Source organism: Citrobacter sp. CK188, assembly GCF_030333525.1.
GTDB lineage: Bacteria > Pseudomonadota > Gammaproteobacteria > Enterobacterales > Enterobacteriaceae > Citrobacter_B > Citrobacter_B koseri.
Genome location: NZ_JAOWFU010000037.1, coordinates 21,779 through 40,669 on the forward strand (window position 1 = coordinate 21,779; position 18,891 = coordinate 40,669).

Here is an 18,891-nt window from a genome sequence, read left to right on the forward strand (position 1 = left end):
CCTGGCGCCATCAGGCGACAATCTACCCTTTACGCAACAGCCGCAGCGCGTTGGCGGTCACCAGCACCGTCGCCCCGGTATCCGCCAGCACGGCCAGCCACAGACCGGTTATGCCGAGCAGCGTGGTGATGAGGAAGATCCCTTTCAGCCCCAGGGCAATCGCGATGTTCTGACGAATATTGGCGTGGGTGGCGCGCGCCAGCTGGATCATCTGTACCAGCCCGCGCAGGCGGTTATGCGTCAGAGCGGCGTCTGCCGTTTCCAGCGCGACATCCGTTCCGCTTCCCATCGCAATACCTATCGCGGCGGCTTTCATTGCGGGGGCGTCGTTAATGCCGTCACCCACCATCGCCAGCGGGGCGTGCTGATTGAGCGCCGTCACCGCCCGGACTTTATCTTCCGGCAGCAGGCCCGCTTTAAACGTCAGGCCCAGCTCTCCGGCAATGGCCGCTGCCGCGCGTGGGTTATCGCCGGTCAGGATCACGCCTTTCACCCCTAACTGATTAAGCTCGCCGATCGCGGCGCGGGCGTCATCGCGCAGCGTATCCTGTAGGGCGAGCACGCCGATTACGTCGTCGTTGCGCAGCACCAGCACGACCGTCTGTCCGGCGCTTTCCAGTTCGCTGATTTGCCCGGCAAAGGCTTCCGCCGGGCGTTTGCCTGCGGCGCAAATCAGGATGCGCTCGCCATTAACCTGAGCCTCGATACCCGAACCGACCAGCGCGCGCTGCTCCAGCGCTGGCGGAATGGTCAGTTCACGCGTCTGCGCTTCACGCACAATGGCCTGCGCCAGTGGGTGCGTCGCGCCTTGTTCCACCGCCGCCGCCAGCGCCAGCAGCTCCGCTTCGCCGATCCCGCTTGCCGGATGGATGGCGGTGACGCGCGGTTTCCCTACGGTCAGGGTGCCGGTTTTATCGAACGCCACCTGAGTGACTCTGCCTAGCTGCTCCAGCGCTGCGCCGCCTTTAATCAGCGCCCCGCGACGTGCCGCCGCCGCCAGCCCGGAGGTGATGGCCGCCGGAGTGGAAATGACCAGCGCACACGGGCAGCCAATCAGCAACAGCGTGAGTCCCTTATAAATCCACTCTTGCCAGGACGCGGCAAACAGTAACGGCGGCACCAGCGTGACCAGCAGCGCGACGGCCATAATCACCGGGGTGTAAATCCGGCTGAAGCGGTCAATAAAACGCTCAATGGGCGCACGGCGTTCTTCGGCTTCTTCAATCAGCTTCAGGATACGGTCAATCGCGCTGGCGCCCGGTTCTGACAGCACCTCCAGCGTGACGAGCCGATCCACGCTGGTGGCGCCGGCGGGGACTTTCTCGCCCGTTGAGCGCTCGACCGGAATCGACTCGCCGGTGAGCGCGCTCTCATCAAAACTGGCGAAACCGGAGACCAGCCTGCCGTCGGCGGGTAAGCGCCCACCTGCCGCCACTTCGATAATGTTGCCGGGTTGCAGGGTGTTGATCGCCACCTCTTCGCGCACGCCATCGCGCAGGCGCGTGGCGGTTTCCGGTTTGAGGGCCATCAGCGCGCTGACCCCTTTGCGGGCGCGGCTGGCGGCCCACCCTTCGAGGCGTTCGCCGATCAGAAATAACAGCAGCACCATCGCCGCTTCCGCCGTCGCGCCAATAAACAGCGCGCCAATCGCCGCCACGCTCATCAGCGTTTCGATGGCGAACCAGCTACCGGTTTTCATCAGGCGCAGCGCCTGACGGGCAATGGGATACAGGCCGACCAGCGTGGTGGCGATAAACGCCAGTTGGCCGAACGGATGGTTGAATTGTTCCAGCCCCCAGCTAATCACCATCATAATGATGAGCGTGATCAGCGGCAGGTTTTCTTGCAGCCGGGATTCGCGCGCCTCTGCTGTGGCCTGTTCATCACGCAGGGTATAACCCGCCTTTTGTACGGCGCGTTCAACGTGTTGGCGGATATCGGCATTCGCATCCACCACCAGTTTCTCGGTGGCGAACAGCACCTGTACCTGATTGACGCCCCCGACCTGGCGCACGGCGTTTTCGACTTTACGGGCGCAGGCGGCGCAGTCCATACCGGCGACTTTCCAGGTGTAACGCGTCCCTTCGATGGTGTCGGGGACGAGAGCCTCCGTTGCGCAGGTGCCCTCACAGCAGCAGTCATCTACCTTCCGGGGGGCTGGCGCCAGTTTGAAGGATGAAAATTGTGGGACTTTTTTGCCATCAGTATCGGGTGTCAACATGGCATCCTCCGGTTGATGATAATTTTCTCATTAACCGGAGGATACACTCTGGAGTCGACTCCAGAGTCAAGCGTTATTAAAGATAAAGTGAGCGGACAATCAGGAAGTGCCCGGCAAAGTAGCAGGCGGCGGAAATAGCGTTATCCGCGCGGAAGCGGCAGCGGTAATGGCTGCCCAGCCAGACGATGTTGCCGAGGAATAACAACGATGCGCCCATAAAAGCAGAGAGTGCCGGGGCGGTCGGGCGGAAGAACCACAGTTCACCGGCCAGCCAGACCATCATGAGCGTCATGGCGATAAAGGTGCATATCGGCCAGCGCAGCTCTTCCAGACGCGTCCAGATCACTGCAATCAGCAACCCGCCCAACACCAGCAGCACTAACGGCAATGGCCAGAAGAACGACAGCGTCATCTGGCTGGCGAAATAGAGGGTGTACAGCAGGTGCGACAGGAAGAATGCGCCAATGGCGTACAGCAGACGTTGGCGCGGCAACAGCGTCAACGCATCGCCCAGCAACGAGGCGCACAGGCCCGCCAGCACAAGGTAGCTGATCGCGTCGAACATCGGCGCTTGCCAGGCGAGTAAAAGAAGGAGAATCAGGGTGAGAGGTTTAAAGACCCAGCGCTGCCACGCTGGCCCACGATACGATGCGTCCACAAATAGCCATGCGGAAAGACAGACAGCGATAAACGACCAAAGCATCTTAGTTCCTTGAATTCGTTATTTTTTCGCGAGCGGTATGCTCACGGCCCTGTTGTCCAGTGTAGAGGTCGGCGCAGGCAGATGACAACACCATAACGGGCAGGGTATGCTTATTTCCGCATTTTCTGATGGGTTAAAATGATGAGTAAACCACCACTTTTTTTCATTGTTATCATTGGCTTGATTGTTATCGCCGCGTCGTTTCGCTTTGTTTCGCAGCGGCGAGAAAAAGCCGATAACGATGCCGCGCCATTGCAGCAAAAGCAGGTAGTGGTGAGCAATAAGCGCGAAAAGCCGATCAACGATCGGCGCTCGCGTCAGCAGCAGGTGACGCCAGCGGGCACCAGTATGCGCTATGAAGTTAGCTTTAAACCGCAGCGCGGCGGGCTTGAGCAGACGTTCCGGCTTGATGCCCAACAGTACCATGCGTTAACGGTCGGGGATAAAGGCACGCTGAACTACAAAGGTTCGCGGTTTGAGGGCTTTAAGCCTGGGCAATAACGCCGATCGGCACTGTGTTTATAGCGCCAGTGCCGACAATAAATTCAACTGAAATATATAATGCCTTTCAAATATGGCTGCTATTTATTTTTCTGTGGCAATACCTTTGGTGTTATATTTTTTTGTGTGACTAAAATATCGGTCATATCACTATTCTGCTATCCACTTTTCACTATCCTGCTATTGCAACGTTATCGCAGATATATATGAATATAATTTAAAAAGCTAAGGAATTTATATGGCGAATACAATGTGGTTGGCCTTGAATGGGCAGGCGCAGGGGTTGATTTCTGCTGGATGTGCCTCGGTAAATTCGATAGGAAATAAATCACAACCCGCCCATCGTGATCAGATAATGGTAATGACAGTTAATCATGGCATGAGCCGGGCACAAAATGTGAACCATCAATGTTTGACGTTTATTAAGCCAGTAGATAAATCCTCGCCGTTATTAGGGAAAGCCATAACTGACAATGAAACATTGAACTGTGAATTTAGCTTCTATCGCACGAGTCCGGCGGGTTTAAATGAGTGTTATTACGCGATAAAACTTATCAATGCCAGAATATCCAGCATCCATCTGCAAGTACCTCATACCATTGATGACTGCGCGGGTCAGCCAGAAGAAGTCATTGAGCTGTCGTATGAGTCTATTGCCTGGGAACACCTTATTGCTGGGACCAGCGCATACAGTATCTGGGATGAACGAATTTATTAAGGAGTAATGATGGAAAGGTATTATGACTGGATAGGGAGTCATCGTGAAGATATTCTTAGGGGAAATAACTGGCAACGTAATCAGCGTGTCGAGAATGAAATCAGAACGCTAAAAAATAACCTGAACAACAATCCTCAACACATCATGCTGCTGACGCCTGAGGAGGCTCAGGGCGTAATTGACGATTTGCTGGGCAGTAAACCCGTCAGTTTTTCGACGAATTATGCCGGTAACATTAAAGATACGGTTTCTGCTACTAAAAACCTGTCAAAGCTTTTTTCTTATCAGCAGGCCGGGAAGATTGTCTTCACCTTAAAAGGCCTTGGGATTAAAGCAACGCAGTATGCTTATCAGGGAAAGCTGTATGTGAAGATTACTGGTTACCCTTCTTTGCGACGCATCCTTAATGGAACCCGTTACCGGATTAATCATCCTAAGGTGCTTGAAGTAGGTATTGGCAGCGCCGGGTTTCGAAACGGCATTATGTCAGGGGCCAGATTCTGCATCTGGTTTTCCGCATGTTGGCGGTTGATTGAGTTGATCTTTAAATCCGACCATGACGTCGCCGCACTGCTGGGGAACGTGACGATGGATGTGGCGAAGGTGATTGTGAGTGTATTTACAGAAAAGTGTTTGGGACAATTTGCTTCATGGCTCACATCTCCATTTATTGCGAGTGCAGCTTTTCCGGTTTGGGGTGAAATCATCGGTGTTGTGGCGTTAGGTCTTTTCATAGCCTGGTCTCTGAATGAAGTGGACAAAAAATATGAGCTCTCAGACAAACTTATAGCGTTTATTCGTCAGGGACTTAAAGAACGGCAAAGAATTGAAGAGTGGAACGCCCAGCGCCTGGGGTACAGAAACTCCCTTTACGGCGGAATTTATTGATATGAACTTTAATATTAATCTGGAGAATATTAAAAAAAGATGTGGTTTGCTTCTGGGTATATTTGTTTTTGGAGGGGTTACCTGGGGGTTTTATCTTGCCAGTGTGCCGGACATCACCGATCTGATTGAATCCAGAAGCATCGTTTATTTTTTCTGGGGTTCATTTTGCCTGTTATTGATGTTTCCGGTGGGGTGTTGCTTTGTTTTAGCTATTGCCTACGTGACCTTTACGAAAAGCATGCAGCCGCCCAGGTTCTTCGACAGGGCTTTTACCATTGGTATCCATGTTGCGGGGGTAGGGTTTGTTGTTGGCAATATCCTCTCTTTTATTGTTCTTTTTTATCCCCTCGGCACTAATTATGTCTTATGTGAGCGCTCAGGCCCGACGTCTGGCACCTATTACACCCGGACCGAAGAGATTTGCGAGCAGGTGAAATATCTGCTCAAAACAAAATACAGCGATATTGAAAAACTGAACGACACACTGGACGGCAAACCAAAGCAGCAATAGCGTTTTTGGCCCGGCTCGCCACGCGCCGCCGGGCGAAAAGATCACGGTTACTTCTTCAACTGATCTTTAATCTTCTTCTGCCACACCAGCAGCTCAAACACGCCGAACAGGAAAATGCGGATTTTCTCGCCGGTGGTCATCTGCGGGCCATCTTTAGGCATGGTGCTTTTTAACAGCGCCAGCTGCATACCGTGCATCAGCACCATAAAGACCAGCGCGACGTTGACGAAAATATTCAGCGGGCGCGGGAAAGGCTGTACCAGATTAAGAATTAAAAACGCCCAGACGCAGAGCATCAGTAATCGACCCAGATTAATCAGCATCGCTTTCTCCTTGTGCTTCCCGTTGATACAGGCGGTATGCGACCTGTCCGGCCACTTTTTCACGATACAACGACCAGTTTGCCGGGACGGGCGGCAGACCGTTTTCGACTTCGCTTTCGACGTAAATATACGCGTCATCAGCCAGCCAGCCGTGCGTTTCCAGCAGGCTTAACGTCTCTTCCAGCAGCCCTTTGCGAAACGGGGGATCGACAAACACCACGCTGTGCGGCGTACCGGTCTGCGCCAGAAAGGCCAGCGTATTGGCGTTGACCACGCGGGCGTTGCCTGCCTTTAGCGTAGCAAGATTCTTTTGTAACTGCTGTGACACGGCGCGATCCATCTCCAGCAACGTCGCGCCCGCCGCATAGCGGGAAAGCGCTTCCAGCCCCAGCGCGCCGCTTCCGGCGAAACAATCCAGACAGTGGGCGTCTACCATGACCGGCGCCAGCCAGTTAAACAGCGTCTCGCGAACCCGGTCGGTTGTCGGGCGCAGCCCTGGGCTGTCGGGAACCGGAAGTTTACGGCCCCGCCATTGTCCGCCAATAATGCGGATTTGACCGCTGCCAGAGTGATTCGGTTTTTTCATTTCTATTGCTCAATCCGCTGCTGACGTGTCATTCCAGGCGGTGATGTGAATTAAGTTAAGTGGTAGACTATTTCATCATTTTTTTAGCTTCCATGTATATAGCGCCAGATATTAACCGCGAGGAGTACAGTCGCAGATGGCAAAACAGAAAAAACGTGGCTTCTTTTCCTGGCTGGGCTTTGGTGAAAAAGAGCAGGAACAGGAACAAAAAACCGAAGAACAACAGCGTGTTGAAGAACAGTTAGCGCCAGAGACGCCGGTTGAGACGGCGGCAGACGCCGACGCGGAAACGCACGCCCACGGCAAGGCGGAGACCGACGCTTTCGCCGAAGCCGTGGTGAACGTCACCGAACAGGTTCAGGAAAGCGAAAAACCGCAGCCGGTTGAGCCAGAGCCTGTCGTAGAGCCTGTTGTTGACCCCGTGGTTGAAGAAGACATCGTTGAGCCGCAGGCGGTGGTGGAACATGAAGAACTGCCGCTGCCGGAAGAGGTGAACGTCGAAGAGACGTCGCCTGAAGAGTGGCAGGCCGAAGTGGAAACGGTAGAGATCGTGGAGGCGGTAGAAGAAGAGGCGCAAAACGAACCGCAACTGACCGACGAAGAACGGGAAGCGCAGGCGCTGGCGGTGGAAGCGGCGGAAGACGCGGTGGTTGTTGTGCCGGCGGCGGAAGAAGAGACGCCGGTTGAGGAGGTGATTCAGGAGCAAGAGAAGCCGACAAAAGAGGGTTTCTTTGCGCGCCTGAAACGTAGTCTTCTGAAAACAAAAGAAAATCTCGGTTCAGGATTTATCAGTCTGTTCCGTGGTAAGAAAATCGACGATGATCTGTTTGAAGAACTGGAAGAGCAGTTGCTGATTGCCGATGTGGGCGTGGAAACCACCCGCAAGATCATCGCTAACCTGACAGAGGGCGCCAGCCGCAAACAGCTACATGACGCCGAAGCGCTGTATGGCCTGTTGAAAGACGAGATGGGCGATATCCTCGCAAAAGTTGACGAACCGCTTAATATTGAAGGCAAAACGCCATTTGTTATTCTGATGGTTGGCGTTAACGGCGTGGGGAAAACCACCACGATCGGTAAGCTGGCGCGTCAGTTCGAGCAGCAGGGCAAATCCGTGATGCTGGCGGCGGGGGATACCTTCCGTGCGGCGGCGGTAGAGCAGTTGCAGGTCTGGGGCCAGCGTAACAACATTCCGGTTATCGCCCAGCATACCGGCGCGGATTCCGCTTCCGTTATCTTTGACGCCATCCAGGCGGCGAAAGCGCGTAATGTGGATGTGCTGATTGCCGATACCGCGGGTCGCTTGCAGAACAAAGCGCACCTGATGGAAGAACTGAAAAAAATCGTTCGCGTGATGAAGAAACTCGACGAAGATGCGCCGCATGAAGTGATGCTGACCATCGACGCCAGCACCGGGCAGAATGCGATAAGCCAGGCCAAACTGTTCCATGAAGCGGTTGGCCTGACCGGTATCACCCTGACCAAGCTGGATGGCACGGCGAAGGGTGGGGTTATCTTCTCGGTTGCCGATCAGTTTGGCATTCCTATCCGCTATATTGGTGTGGGCGAACGTATCGAGGATTTACGTCCGTTTAAGGCGGACGATTTTATAGAGGCACTTTTTGCCCGAGAGGATTAACAATGATTCGCTTTGAACATGTCAGCAAGGCCTATCTCGGTGGGAGACAAGCGCTGCAAGGAGTCACATTCCACATGCAGCCAGGCGAGATGGCGTTTCTGACCGGCCACTCAGGCGCGGGGAAAAGTACCCTGCTGAAGCTTATCTGTGGGATTGAACGGCCGAGCGCCGGGAAAATCTTCTTCAGCGGGCATGACATTACGCGCCTGAAAAACCGTGAAGTGCCGTTTCTGCGTCGTCAGATCGGAATGATTTTCCAGGATCACCACCTGCTGATGGATCGTACGGTCTATGACAACGTGGCGATCCCGTTGATTATCGCTGGCGCTAGCGGGGACGACATCCGTCGTCGTGTGTCGGCGGCGCTGGATAAAGTCGGGCTGCTGGACAAAGCGAGGAATTTTCCCATTCAACTCTCTGGCGGTGAGCAGCAGCGCGTGGGGATTGCCCGTGCGGTGGTGAACAAGCCTGCGGTGCTGCTGGCGGATGAACCGACCGGGAACCTGGATGATGCCTTATCGGAAGGGATTTTACGTCTGTTTGAAGAGTTTAACCGCGTTGGGGTGACGGTATTGATGGCGACGCACGACATCGGGCTTATCTCCCGTCGTTCGTACCGTATGCTCACCCTGAGCGAAGGTCATTTGCATGGAGGCCTGGTCAGTGAATAAGCGTGACGCTATCAACCAAATCAGGCAGTTTGGCGGCAGACTGGACCGTTTTCGTAAATCTGGCGGTTCGTCCGGAGACGGCGGCCGCAATGCGCCGAGACGCGCAAAATCCTCGCCAAAGCCGAACTCGCGTAAAACCAACGTCTTTAACGAGCAGGTGCGCTATGCGTTCCAGGGCGCGTTACAGGATCTGAAAAGCAAGCCGCTGGCGACGTTTCTGACGGTGATGGTGATTGCCATCTCTCTGACGCTGCCAAGCGTCTGCTACATGGTCTATAAGAACGTCAACCAGGCGGCGACGCAGTACTATCCGTCCCCGCAGATCACCGTTTATCTGCAAAAGACGCTGGATGACGACGCGGCCGCCGGGGTGGTCGCACAGCTCCAGGCCGAGCAGGGGGTGGAGAAGGTCAACTATCTCTCCCGCGACGATGCATTGGGCGAGTTCCGCAACTGGTCTGGCTTTGGCGGCGCGCTGGACATGCTGGAAGAGAATCCGCTTCCGGCAGTGGCGGTGGTGATCCCGAAACTGGATTTCCAGGGAACGGAGTCGCTGAATACGCTACGCGATCGCATCTCGCAGATTAACGGCATTGATGAAGTGCGTATGGATGACAGCTGGTTTGCCCGTCTGGCGGCGCTGACCGGGCTGGTAGGGCGCGTTTCCGCGATGATCGGCGTGCTGATGGTGGCGGCGGTGTTCCTCGTCATCGGCAACAGCGTGCGCCTGAGCATTTTCGCCCGCCGTGACACCATCAACGTGCAGAAACTGATTGGCGCGACGGATGGATTTATCCTGCGACCATTCCTGTACGGCGGCGCGCTGCTCGGTTTTTCAGGGGCATTTCTTTCACTGATTTTGTCAGAAATTTTGGTGATGCGCTTGTCGTCAGCGGTGACGGAAGTGGCGCAGGTTTTCGGCACGAAGTTTGATATCAATGGCTTATCGTTCGATGAGTGCCTGTTGCTGCTGCTGGTGTGCTCGATGATCGGCTGGGTTGCGGCGTGGCTTGCCACTGTGCAACATTTACGTCACTTTACTCCCGATTAATAAAAGCGTGGTATACTCTTTCCCTGCAATGAGTTCCCGTTCGCAGGGAAAGAGCATCAAAACATCTCATTCCCCTGCCCACAGTGTTTTTTCATAGCGGTGTCACATTTTGTGCGTAATTTATTCACAACGTTGCATTGAACTTGTGGATAAAATCACTGTCTGATAAAAGAGTGAGTGCTATTCTCGTTGCTCATAAACGCTGGCACGTTTGTTGCTCATTTGCAGTGCCAGACGATATAAATTGAGAGGATTTGAATGACCAAAGAAATGCAAAATTTAGCTTTAGCCCCTGTTGGTAACCTGGAATCTTACATCCGGGCTGCAAACGCGTGGCCGATGTTATCGGCCGACGAAGAACGGGCACTGGCTGAAAAGCTGCATTACCAGGGCGATCTGGAAGCAGCTAAGACGCTGATTCTGTCTCACCTGCGCTTTGTTGTTCATGTTGCTCGTAACTATGCGGGCTATGGCCTGCCGCAGGCGGATCTGATTCAGGAAGGTAACATCGGCCTGATGAAAGCCGTGCGCCGTTTTAACCCGGAAGTGGGTGTGCGCCTGGTTTCTTTCGCCGTGCACTGGATCAAAGCGGAGATCCACGAATACGTATTGCGTAACTGGCGTATCGTTAAAGTCGCAACCACTAAAGCACAGCGTAAGCTGTTCTTTAACCTGCGTAAAACCAAGCAGCGTCTGGGCTGGTTTAATCAGGATGAAGTGGAAATGGTGGCGCGCGAACTGGGCGTAACCAGCAAAGACGTTCGCGAGATGGAATCCCGTATGGCGGCGCAGGACATGACGTTTGACATGTCTTCGGACGACGAGTCTGACAGTCAGCCGATGGCGCCAGTGCTGTATTTGCAGGATAAAACCTCTAACTTTGCCGACGGCATTGAAGAGGATAACTGGGACGATCAGGCGGCAAACAAACTGACCCACGCAATGGAAGGTCTGGACGAGCGTAGCCAGGACATCATTCGCGCCCGTTGGCTGGACGAAGACAATAAGTCCACGCTACAGGAACTGGCCGACCGCTATGGCGTTTCTGCTGAACGTGTACGTCAGCTTGAAAAGAACGCGATGAAGAAACTGCGCGCCGCTATCGAAGCGTAATTTCCGCGAAGTGCCCGAAAAACCCTGGATGAGAATCCGGGGTTTTTTGTTTTCCAGGCCGGATAAGGCACCGCCGCCATCCGGCAAACAGGCAAACATAAATGCCCGATGGCGCTTCGCTTATCGGACTACGGGGATAACGCTTTTTTTCTCCCCCACTCTGGCGAATTCTTCCCCCCTGGCAAACACTTACCGATGGGTTGTGCGCATCTTAGGGGGAGAAGGTGAAAAATAACGAACTGAATGAAAGACGGTTGCAGGCGACGCCGCGCGGCATCGGGGTGATGTGCGGTTTCTATGCCGACAGAGCGGAAAACGCCACGCTGTGGGATATTGAAGGCAATGAGGTGATTGATTTCGCCGCCGGAATTGCCGTGTTGAACACCGGGCACCGTCATCCAAAAGTCATCGCGGCAATTGAAAAACAGCTCCAGTCATTTACCCATACCGCGTATCAAATCGTGCCTTATGCAAGCTACGTTACGCTTGCCGAGCGTATTAACGAGCGCGTGCCGGTCAACGGCCCGGCGAAAACGGCTTTCTTCTCCACCGGCGCGGAGGCGGTCGAAAACGCGGTGAAAATTGCGCGCGCCTGTACCCGGCGACCGGGGCTGATTACCTTTGGTGGCGCGTTTCACGGGCGAACCTTTATGACGATGGCGCTCACCGGTAAGGTCGCGCCCTACAAAATTGGCTTTGGGCCGTTCCCGGGATCGGTCTATCACGCGCAATATCCGAATTCTTTGCATGGCGTTACCACGGCGGATGCGCTGAACAGTCTCGAACGGATTTTTAAAGCCGATATTGCGCCGGACCAGGTGGCGGCCATTATCCTGGAGCCGGTGCAGGGGGAAGGGGGCTTTAACGTCGCGCCAACGGATTTCATGCAGGCGCTGCGTACGTTATGCGATACCCACGGCATCTTGCTGATCGCCGATGAAGTGCAGACCGGTTTTGCCCGTACAGGCAAACTGTTTGCGATGGAGCACCACGGCGTTCAGCCGGATCTCATTACGATGGCCAAAAGTCTGGCCGGCGGTATGCCGCTGTCGGCGGTATCCGGTCGCGCCGAGGTGATGGATGCGCCTGCGCTGGGCGGTCTTGGCGGCACCTACGCCGGAAACCCGCTGGCGGTGGCCGCCGCGCATGCGGTGCTTGATGTGATTGAAGAAGACGATCTCTGCACTCGCGCCACGCAGCTTGGTCAGCATCTGGTTGAGGTGTTGAACAAAGCGAAAGCCGCCTGCCCGTCCATTGCCGAGATCCGCGCGCAGGGCTCGATGGTGGCGGTAGAGTTTACCGATCCGCAAACCGGCCAGCCGTCCCCTGAATTTACCCGGCAGGTGCAGGATCGCGCATTGCAGGAGGGTCTGCTGCTGCTCAGCTGCGGTGTTTACGGCAACGTGATCCGCTTCCTCTATCCGCTGACGATCCCCGATGCGCAGTTCCGTAAAGCGCTGGAGATCATTACGCGTTCGCTGACACGATAAACCGACGCCGCCCGTTGCGGCGGTGCCCCGTTTTGTCATCAACTTGTTATCTGACTGTCAAATTAGCTATTCCAAAATCATAAAAATCGGGTATGTTTTAGCAGAGTATGCTGCTAAAGCACGGGTGGCTTACCATTAATTGAAATAAAGTGCTGAACAACAACATCACAACATACGTAATAACCACAATAATGGGGATTCTCAGGATGAATATGAAGGGTAAAGCGTTATTGGCAGGATGTATCGCCCTGTCTTTGAGCAATATGGCGTTTGCTAAGGATATCAAAGTGGCCGTTGTCGGCGCGATGTCTGGCCCGGTAGCGCAGTACGGCGATCAGGAATTTACCGGCGCGGAGCAGGCGATTGCCGATATCAACGCGAAAGGCGGCATCAAGGGCGATAAGCTGGTTGCCGTGAAATATGATGATGCCTGCGACCCGAAACAAGCGGTAGCCGTAGCCAACAAAGTGGTCAACGACGGCATTAAATATGTTATCGGCCACCTGTGCTCCTCATCCACGCAGCCTGCGTCTGATATCTATGAAGACGAAGGCATTCTGATGATTACTCCGGCTGCGACCGCACCGGAACTGACCGCGCGCGGTTATCAGCTGATCCTGCGCACCACCGGTCTGGACTCCGATCAGGGGCCGACGGCGGCGAAATATATTCTGGAAAGCGTGAAGCCGCAGCGCATCGCCATTATTCACGATAAGCAGCAGTACGGTGAAGGCCTGGCGCGCGCGGTGCAGGATGGCCTGAAAAAAGGCAACGCCAACGTGGTGTTCTTCGACGGGATTACCGCCGGCGAGAAAGATTTCTCCACCCTGGTGGCGCGCCTGAAGAAAGAGAACATCGACTTTGTGTATTACGGCGGCTACCACCCTGAGATGGGGCAGATCCTGCGCCAGGCTCGCGCTGCTGGCCTGAAAACGAAGTTTATGGGGCCGGAAGGGGTAGCGAACGTGTCGCTGTCTAACATTGCCGGTGAGTCTGCCGAGGGGATGCTGGTCACCAAGCCGAAGAACTACGATCAGGTTCCGGCAAACAAACCGATTGTAGACGCGATCAAAGCGAAGAAACAGGACCCAAGCGGCGCGTTTGTGTGGACCACTTACGCGGCGTTGCAGTCATTGCAGGCGGGTCTGAATCAGTCCGACGATCCGGCTGAAATCGCCAAATACCTGAAAGCGAATACCGTAGAAACCGTTATGGGGCCGTTGTCCTGGGATGAGAAGGGCGATCTGAAAGGCTTTGAGTTCGGCGTCTTTACCTGGCATGCCGACGGTACGGCAACCGACGCCAGGTAATTGAGTGCCGGGTGGCGGCTTCGCCTTACCCCCTGGAAAATTGCGTGAGAGTTGCAAAACACGTAGGCCGGATAAGCGTCAGCGCCATCCGGCTTTTTTATTACCGTTTTTCCCAGCCGTCCGCCTGCGCCGTAAACCCTAATGCCTGCATAAACGCCGCCATTACGCCTCGCTCTTCGACGCCGACATCTGCCATCCACCAGGCTGAAACGCCCGGATTATTGCGGATCACCTCTTCCACCAGATACTGCCCCACGCCGCGACGACGCGTGATCTCGCGAACCCGCAATGAATCCAGCGCGCCTTGCGTACCGCTTAGCGTTACCCGCACAGCGCCCAACAGACGCTCATTAAAACGCGCTGCGTAGATCCGGTGAGTATCATCTACGCTTAAAGACGAGGCGGAGTATTCCGGCCAGATTTTACCCAGATCGATGAGATCCTGGGCGCTAAAGTTTTCTAAACGAACGATGGTCAGCTTCATCGACAGCATGTCCAAATCACCAAAGAGAGAACCAGTGTACCGAAATAATGTGTTCCGACACTTTCTCTTTTTTATTTCATTTACCAGGCGATTAGTTTTTTGGCAACGATAAGTACAGTTTGAAACATCAGAGAATGAAAAACAGGCAGGATAATCCCCTGGAAGGCAGCGTTTTATTCCGCCCTTTGTACCGTTATTTTATGCTGACAAGTGCGCTTTTTTTTGTTTATCTATAGCTGAAATCAGAATATTATCTTTTCTTAATCGACTGAAAAATAGAGTATTTGCTCTGATTTTGCATAAAAATCTGTGCTAAACCATTAATGCAACAGGTAAAAATAGCATAGTTCAAAAAAAGCACAGTCTGCTTTTTAACCACATAAATACAAAATATATACACAAAATCATTCAAGGTGCATCAAGGCGGCAAGAGCGTGAATCCCCAGGTGCTTACATAAGTTAGTGACTGGGGTGAACGCACGTAGCCAACACCGGGGCAGCGTGAAGGATGAAGTGTAATAACGTCACGAATGGGGATTCAGTAAATGAAACGGAATGCGAAAACGATCATCGCAGGAGTGGTTGCACTGGCGATGTCGCATACGGCAATGGCGGACGATATTAAAGTCGCCGTTGTCGGGGCGATGTCCGGCCCGGTAGCGCAGTGGGGCGATATGGAATTTAACGGCGCGCGTCAGGCCATTAAAGACATCAACGCCAAAGGCGGCATCAAAGGCGATAAGCTGGTGGGCGTTGAGTATGACGACGCCTGTGACCCGAAACAGGCTGTCGCGGTGGCGAACAAAATCGTCAACGACGGCATTCAGTACGTTATCGGCCACCTGTGCTCCTCTTCCACACAGCCCGCGTCTGATATCTATGAAGATGAAGGCATCCTGATGATCTCCCCGGGCGCCACAAACCCGGAACTGACGCAGCGCGGCTACGAACACATCATGCGTACGGCGGGCCTGGACTCCTCCCAGGGGCCAACGGCGGCGAAATACATTCTTGAGAAAGTGAAGCCGCAGCGTATCGCCATTATTCATGATAAGCAGCAGTACGGCGAAGGTCTGGCGCGTTCCGTACAGGACAGCCTGAAAGCGGGCAACGCCAATATCGTGTTCTTTGACGGGATTACCGCTGGCGAGAAAGACTTTTCCGCGCTGATTGCCCGCCTGCAAAAAGAGAATATCGACTTCGTTTATTACGGCGGTTACTACCCGGAAATGGGCCAGATGCTGCGCCAGGCGCGAGCTATCGGCCTGAAAACCCAGTTTATGGGGCCAGAGGGCGTGGGCAATGCCTCACTGTCCAACATTGCTGGCGCGGCGGCAGAAGGCATGCTGGTGACGATGCCAAAACGCTATGACCAGGACCCGGCGAACAAAGGCATTGTCGATGCCCTTAAAGCCGACAAAAAAGATCCTACCGGCCCTTACGTGTGGATCACCTACGCTGCGGTGCAGTCGCTGGCAACCGCAATGGATCGTACCGGCAGCAAAGCGCCGCTCGATCTGGTGAAAGATCTGAAAGCACACGGGGCTGATACCGTGATTGGGCCGCTGAACTGGGATGAAAAAGGCGATCTGAAGGGATTTGAGTTTGGTGTCTTCCAGTGGCATGCCGACGGCTCATCGACCGTTGCCAAATAACGCCTGAAGACAAGTTATCCCTCCGCCCGCGCAAAACGGGCGGGTTGAGAAAGGTTACCTTATGTCCGAGCAGTTTCTCTATTTCTTGCAGCAGATGTTTAACGGCGTCACGCTGGGAAGCACCTATGCGCTGATCGCTATCGGCTATACGATGGTTTACGGCATTATCGGCATGATCAACTTCGCCCACGGCGAGGTCTATATGATCGGCAGCTATGTCTCTTTCATGATCATCGCCGCGCTGATGATGATGGGCATTGATACCAGCTGGCTGCTGGTCGCCGCCGGGTTCGTCGGGGCTATCATTATCGCCAGCGCCTATGGCTGGAGTATTGAACGGGTGGCCTATCGGCCAGTGCGCAGTTCCAAGCGACTGATTGCGCTCATCTCCGCGATCGGGATGTCTATTTTCCTGCAAAACTACGTCAGTCTTACCGAAGGTTCGCGTGACGTGGCGCTCCCCAGTTTGTTTAACGGCCAGTGGATTATCGGCAGCAGCGAGAACTTCGCCGCCAGCATTACCACCATGCAGTTGGTCATCTGGATTGTCACTTTCCTGGCGATGCTGGCGCTGACGCTGTTCATCCGTTACTCCCGTATGGGACGCGCCTGCCGCGCCTGTGCGGAAGACCTGAAAATGGCGAGTCTGCTGGGCATTAATACCGACCGCGTGATTGCGCTGACCTTTGTGATTGGCGCGGCGATGGCGGCGGTGGCGGGCGTGCTGCTCGGTCAGTTCTATGGCGTTATCAACCCGTATATTGGCTTTATGGCCGGGATGAAGGCCTTCACCGCCGCGGTGCTTGGCGGCATCGGCAGCATTCCTGGCGCGATGATTGGCGGCCTGATTCTGGGCGTCGCCGAAGCGCTCTCCTCTGCGTACCTGAGTACCGAATATAAAGATGTGGTGTCGTTTGCGCTGCTGATTCTGGTGCTGCTGGTCATGCCGACCGGTATCCTGGGCCGCCCGGAGGTAGAGAAAGTATGAAACCGATGCATTTTGCGATGGCGCTGCTCTCTGCCGCCATGTTCTTCGTGCTGGCGGGCGTCTTTATGGGCGTTCAACTGGAACTCGATGGCACCAAACTGGTGGTGGGGACTGCTGCGGATATTCGCTGGCAGTGGGTGTTTATCGGTACTGCTGTGGTCTTTTTCTTCCAGTTGCTGCGACCGATTTTCCAGAAAAGCCTGAAGGGCATTTCCGGGCCTAAATTTGTTCTGCCAGCGATTGATGGCTCAACCGTGAAACAGAAGCTGTTCCTGATTGCGCTGCTGGTCATCGCCGTTGTGTGGCCGTTTATGGTGTCGCGCGGCACCGTTGATATCGCCACGCTGACCATGATTTATATCATCCTCGGTCTTGGGCTGAACGTGGTGGTGGGGTTGTCTGGTCTGCTGGTGCTGGGCTACGGCGGTTTCTACGCCATTGGCGCGTATACCTTCGCGTTGCTGAACCACTATTACGGTCTGGGGTTCTGGACCTGCCTGCCGCTGGCGGGGCTGGTTGCAGCGGCGGCGGGATTCCTGCTCGGCTTCCCGGTATTGCGCCTGCGCGGCGACTACCTGGCGATTGTGACCTTAGGCTTTGGCGAGATTGTGCGCATCCTGCTGCTCAATAACACCGAAGTGACCGGCGGGCCGAACGGTATCAGCCAGATCCCGAAACCGACATTCTTCGGCCTGGAGTTCAGCCGTACCGCCCGTGAAGGCGGCTGGGATACCTTCAGTAACTTCTTCGGCGTGAAATACGATCCATCCGACCGCGTGATTTGGCTCTACCTGGTGGCGTTGCTGCTGGTCGTCTTCTCGCTGTTTGTGATCAACCGTCTGCTGCGTATGCCGCTGGGGCGGGCATGGGAAGCGCTGCGTGAAGATGAAATTGCCTGCCGTTCATTAGGCTTAAGCCCGACGCGCATTAAGCTGACGGCGTTTACCATCAGCGCCGCGTTTGCGGGATTCGCCGGAACGCTGTTCGCCGCGCGCCAGGGCTTTGTCAGCCCGGAGTCGTTCACCTTCGCCGAATCCGCTTTTGTACTGGCGATTGTGGTGCTTGGCGGCATGGGGTCGCAGTTCGCGGTTATTCTCGCCGCTATTCTGCTGGTGGTATCGCGCGAGCTGATGCGTGACTTCAACGAATACAGCATGTTGATGCTCGGTGGTTTGATGGTACTGATGATGATCTGGCGTCCGCAGGGCTTGCTGCCGATGACCCGTCCGCAGTTGAAACTGAAAAACGGGGAAGCGAAAGGAGAGCAGGCATGAGTCAGCCATTATTATCCGTTAACGGCCTGATGATGCGCTTTGGCGGTCTGCTGGCGGTAAACAACGTTGAACTGGAGTTGCATCCACGCGAAATCGTCTCATTGATCGGGCCAAACGGCGCCGGGAAAACCACGGTCTTTAACTGCCTGACCGGTTTCTATAAACCGACCGGCGGCACCATTATGCTGCGCGATCAGCATCTGGAAGGGCTGCCGGGTCAGCAGATTGCCCGTATGGGCGTGGTGCGTACCTTCCAGCACGTCCGCCTGTTCCGTGAGATGACGGTGATTGAAAACCTGCTGGTGGCGCAACATCAGCAGTTGAAAACCGGCGTCTTTTCGGGTCTGTTGAAGACTCCGGCGTTCCGTCGGGCGCAGAGTGAAGCGCTCGATCGCGCCGCCACCTGGCTGGAGCGTATCGGCCTGCTGGAGCACGCCAATCGCCAGGCCAGCAACCTGGCCTACGGCGACCAGCGTCGTCTGGAGATCGCCCGCTGCATGGTGACGCAGCCGGAGATCCTGATGCTGGATGAACCGGCGGCGGGTCTGAACCCGAAAGAGACCAAAGAGCTGGACGAATTAATTGCGGAGCTGCGTAATCATCACAACACCACCATTCTGCTGATTGAGCATGATATGAAGCTGGTGATGGGGATTTCCGATCGCATTTACGTGGTGAACCAGGGAACGCCGCTGGCGAACGGGACGCCGGAAGAAGTTCGCAACAACCCGGACGTGATCCGCGCCTATTTAGGTGAAGCATAAT

Annotated in this window: 19 protein-coding genes; 14 read left to right on the forward strand and 5 right to left on the reverse strand. The window is 54.8% G+C overall.

The window, feature by feature from the left end; all coding sequences use genetic code 11:
• Nucleotides 1-22: 22 nt before the first annotated feature.
• Together zntA and OGV67_RS19830 are read right to left on the reverse strand one after the other, a co-directional pair.
• On the reverse strand, nucleotides 23-2,221 hold the full coding sequence (zntA, locus tag OGV67_RS19825; RefSeq protein WP_115614340.1) for a Zn(II)/Cd(II)/Pb(II) translocating P-type ATPase ZntA: 2,199 nt from the start codon (nucleotides 2,219-2,221) through the stop codon (nucleotides 23-25).
• A 76-nt stretch (nucleotides 2,222-2,297) separates the two neighbouring features.
• Nucleotides 2,298-2,924 (reverse strand): lysoplasmalogenase, encoded by a 627-nt coding sequence (locus OGV67_RS19830; RefSeq protein WP_012135582.1) that lies wholly within the window; start codon nucleotides 2,922-2,924, stop codon nucleotides 2,298-2,300.
• Nucleotides 2,925-3,065: 141 nt separating this feature from the next.
• On the opposite strand from OGV67_RS19830, the gene OGV67_RS19835 reads away from it, so the two are divergent.
• From OGV67_RS19835 to OGV67_RS19850, 4 genes are all read left to right on the forward strand, one after another.
• Complete coding sequence (locus OGV67_RS19835; RefSeq protein ID WP_115614341.1) at nucleotides 3,066-3,425, forward strand: DUF2500 domain-containing protein; 360 nt, start codon at nucleotides 3,066-3,068, stop codon at nucleotides 3,423-3,425.
• A gap of 238 nt (nucleotides 3,426-3,663) precedes the next feature.
• Nucleotides 3,664-4,143: an Hcp family type VI secretion system effector gene (locus OGV67_RS19840; protein ID WP_115614342.1), complete on the forward strand. Its 480-nt coding sequence runs from the start codon at nucleotides 3,664-3,666 to the stop codon at nucleotides 4,141-4,143.
• A gap of 9 nt (nucleotides 4,144-4,152) precedes the next feature.
• The gene (locus OGV67_RS19845; protein ID WP_115614343.1) at nucleotides 4,153-5,031 is read left to right on the forward strand and encodes a hypothetical protein; all 879 of its coding nucleotides are present in this window, start codon (nucleotides 4,153-4,155) and stop codon (nucleotides 5,029-5,031) included.
• Nucleotide 5,032: 1 nt separating this feature from the next.
• The gene (locus OGV67_RS19850; RefSeq protein WP_049011344.1) at nucleotides 5,033-5,542 is read left to right on the forward strand and encodes a DUF1240 domain-containing protein; all 510 of its coding nucleotides are present in this window, start codon (nucleotides 5,033-5,035) and stop codon (nucleotides 5,540-5,542) included.
• Between the two features lie 47 nt (nucleotides 5,543-5,589).
• Here OGV67_RS19850 and OGV67_RS19855 read toward each other — a convergent pair whose 3' ends face one another.
• Both OGV67_RS19855 and rsmD read right to left on the reverse strand, forming a co-directional pair.
• Complete coding sequence (locus tag OGV67_RS19855) at nucleotides 5,590-5,865, reverse strand: DUF1145 family protein (RefSeq protein WP_115614344.1); 276 nt, start codon at nucleotides 5,863-5,865, stop codon at nucleotides 5,590-5,592.
• The gene (rsmD, locus tag OGV67_RS19860) at nucleotides 5,855-6,451 is read right to left on the reverse strand and encodes a 16S rRNA (guanine(966)-N(2))-methyltransferase (RefSeq protein ID WP_071259325.1); all 597 of its coding nucleotides are present in this window, start codon (nucleotides 6,449-6,451) and stop codon (nucleotides 5,855-5,857) included. Before rsmD ends, OGV67_RS19855 begins: the two co-directional genes overlap by 11 nt.
• Before the next feature lie 136 nt (nucleotides 6,452-6,587).
• Here rsmD and ftsY point away from each other — a divergent pair, with 136 nt between their 5' ends.
• From ftsY to livJ, 6 genes are all read left to right on the forward strand, one after another.
• Entirely contained in the window at nucleotides 6,588-8,090 is a 1,503-nt protein-coding gene (gene ftsY / locus OGV67_RS19865) for a signal recognition particle-docking protein FtsY (RefSeq protein WP_115614345.1), read from the forward strand.
• A gap of 2 nt (nucleotides 8,091-8,092) precedes the next feature.
• Complete coding sequence (gene ftsE, locus OGV67_RS19870) at nucleotides 8,093-8,761, forward strand: cell division ATP-binding protein FtsE (protein WP_012135575.1); 669 nt, start codon at nucleotides 8,093-8,095, stop codon at nucleotides 8,759-8,761.
• Nucleotides 8,754-9,812: a permease-like cell division protein FtsX gene (gene ftsX / locus OGV67_RS19875; RefSeq protein ID WP_115615313.1), complete on the forward strand. Its 1,059-nt coding sequence runs from the start codon at nucleotides 8,754-8,756 to the stop codon at nucleotides 9,810-9,812. The genes ftsE and ftsX overlap by 8 nt, the downstream gene beginning before the upstream one ends.
• A 258-nt stretch (nucleotides 9,813-10,070) precedes the next feature.
• Nucleotides 10,071-10,925, forward strand: a complete 855-nt coding sequence (gene rpoH / locus OGV67_RS19880) for an RNA polymerase sigma factor RpoH (protein WP_115614346.1) — start codon at nucleotides 10,071-10,073, stop codon at nucleotides 10,923-10,925.
• A gap of 224 nt (nucleotides 10,926-11,149) precedes the next feature.
• Nucleotides 11,150-12,415: a 4-aminobutyrate--2-oxoglutarate transaminase gene (locus tag OGV67_RS19885; RefSeq protein WP_115614347.1), complete on the forward strand. Its 1,266-nt coding sequence runs from the start codon at nucleotides 11,150-11,152 to the stop codon at nucleotides 12,413-12,415.
• 206 nt (nucleotides 12,416-12,621) lie between these two features.
• Nucleotides 12,622-13,725 (forward strand): branched chain amino acid ABC transporter substrate-binding protein LivJ, encoded by a 1,104-nt coding sequence (gene livJ, locus OGV67_RS19890; protein WP_024131030.1) that lies wholly within the window; start codon nucleotides 12,622-12,624, stop codon nucleotides 13,723-13,725.
• 100 nt (nucleotides 13,726-13,825) lie between these two features.
• Here the strand turns inward: livJ and panM are convergent, their stop codons facing one another.
• Complete coding sequence (panM, locus tag OGV67_RS19895; protein ID WP_024131029.1) at nucleotides 13,826-14,209, reverse strand: aspartate 1-decarboxylase autocleavage activator PanM; 384 nt, start codon at nucleotides 14,207-14,209, stop codon at nucleotides 13,826-13,828.
• A 545-nt stretch (nucleotides 14,210-14,754) separates the two neighbouring features.
• Here panM and livK point away from each other — a divergent pair.
• The 4 genes from livK to livG all read left to right on the forward strand — a co-directional run bounded on the left by livK (nucleotide 14,755) and on the right by livG (nucleotide 18,890).
• Entirely contained in the window at nucleotides 14,755-15,864 is a 1,110-nt protein-coding gene (gene livK / locus OGV67_RS19900; RefSeq protein WP_012135565.1) for a high-affinity branched-chain amino acid ABC transporter substrate-binding protein LivK, read from the forward strand.
• A gap of 61 nt (nucleotides 15,865-15,925) precedes the next feature.
• Nucleotides 15,926-16,852, forward strand: coding sequence for a high-affinity branched-chain amino acid ABC transporter permease LivH (gene livH, locus OGV67_RS19905; protein ID WP_012135564.1), 927 nt, complete (start codon nucleotides 15,926-15,928; stop codon nucleotides 16,850-16,852).
• The gene (livM, locus tag OGV67_RS19910) at nucleotides 16,849-18,126 is read left to right on the forward strand and encodes a branched chain amino acid ABC transporter permease LivM (protein WP_012135563.1); all 1,278 of its coding nucleotides are present in this window, start codon (nucleotides 16,849-16,851) and stop codon (nucleotides 18,124-18,126) included. Before livH ends, livM begins: the two co-directional genes overlap by 4 nt.
• Nucleotides 18,123-18,890, forward strand: coding sequence for a high-affinity branched-chain amino acid ABC transporter ATP-binding protein LivG (gene livG, locus OGV67_RS19915; protein WP_047460588.1), 768 nt, complete (start codon nucleotides 18,123-18,125; stop codon nucleotides 18,888-18,890). Before livM ends, livG begins: the two co-directional genes overlap by 4 nt.
• Nucleotide 18,891 lies beyond the last annotated feature (1 nt).

Excerpts from the sequence above, each read along its gene's own strand:
- ftsY (WP_115614345.1), top strand. The coding sequence starts at position 6,588 with ATGGCAAAACAGAAAAAACGTGGCTTCTTTTCCTGGCTGGGCTTTGGT.
- rpoH (WP_115614346.1), top strand. The coding sequence starts at position 10,071 with ATGACCAAAGAAATGCAAAATTTAGCTTTAGCCCCTGTTGGTAACCTG.
- livK (WP_012135565.1), top strand. The coding sequence starts at position 14,755 with ATGAAACGGAATGCGAAAACGATCATCGCAGGAGTGGTTGCACTGGCG.
- livM (WP_012135563.1), top strand. The coding sequence starts at position 16,849 with ATGAAACCGATGCATTTTGCGATGGCGCTGCTCTCTGCCGCCATGTTC.
- livG (WP_047460588.1), top strand. The coding sequence starts at position 18,123 with ATGAGTCAGCCATTATTATCCGTTAACGGCCTGATGATGCGCTTTGGC.
- livJ (WP_024131030.1), top strand. The coding sequence starts at position 12,622 with ATGAATATGAAGGGTAAAGCGTTATTGGCAGGATGTATCGCCCTGTCT.
- zntA (WP_115614340.1), bottom strand. The coding sequence starts at position 2,221 with ATGTTGACACCCGATACTGATGGCAAAAAAGTCCCACAATTTTCATCC.
- OGV67_RS19830 (WP_012135582.1), bottom strand. The coding sequence starts at position 2,924 with ATGCTTTGGTCGTTTATCGCTGTCTGTCTTTCCGCATGGCTATTTGTG.
- OGV67_RS19840 (WP_115614342.1), top strand. The coding sequence starts at position 3,664 with ATGGCGAATACAATGTGGTTGGCCTTGAATGGGCAGGCGCAGGGGTTG.
- OGV67_RS19850 (WP_049011344.1), top strand. The coding sequence starts at position 5,033 with ATGAACTTTAATATTAATCTGGAGAATATTAAAAAAAGATGTGGTTTG.
- OGV67_RS19845 (WP_115614343.1), top strand. The coding sequence starts at position 4,153 with ATGGAAAGGTATTATGACTGGATAGGGAGTCATCGTGAAGATATTCTT.
- OGV67_RS19855 (WP_115614344.1), bottom strand. The coding sequence starts at position 5,865 with ATGCTGATTAATCTGGGTCGATTACTGATGCTCTGCGTCTGGGCGTTT.
- ftsE (WP_012135575.1), top strand. The coding sequence starts at position 8,093 with ATGATTCGCTTTGAACATGTCAGCAAGGCCTATCTCGGTGGGAGACAA.
- livH (WP_012135564.1), top strand. The coding sequence starts at position 15,926 with ATGTCCGAGCAGTTTCTCTATTTCTTGCAGCAGATGTTTAACGGCGTC.
- panM (WP_024131029.1), bottom strand. The coding sequence starts at position 14,209 with ATGAAGCTGACCATCGTTCGTTTAGAAAACTTTAGCGCCCAGGATCTC.
- OGV67_RS19835 (WP_115614341.1), top strand. The coding sequence starts at position 3,066 with ATGAGTAAACCACCACTTTTTTTCATTGTTATCATTGGCTTGATTGTT.
- rsmD (WP_071259325.1), bottom strand. The coding sequence starts at position 6,451 with ATGAAAAAACCGAATCACTCTGGCAGCGGTCAAATCCGCATTATTGGC.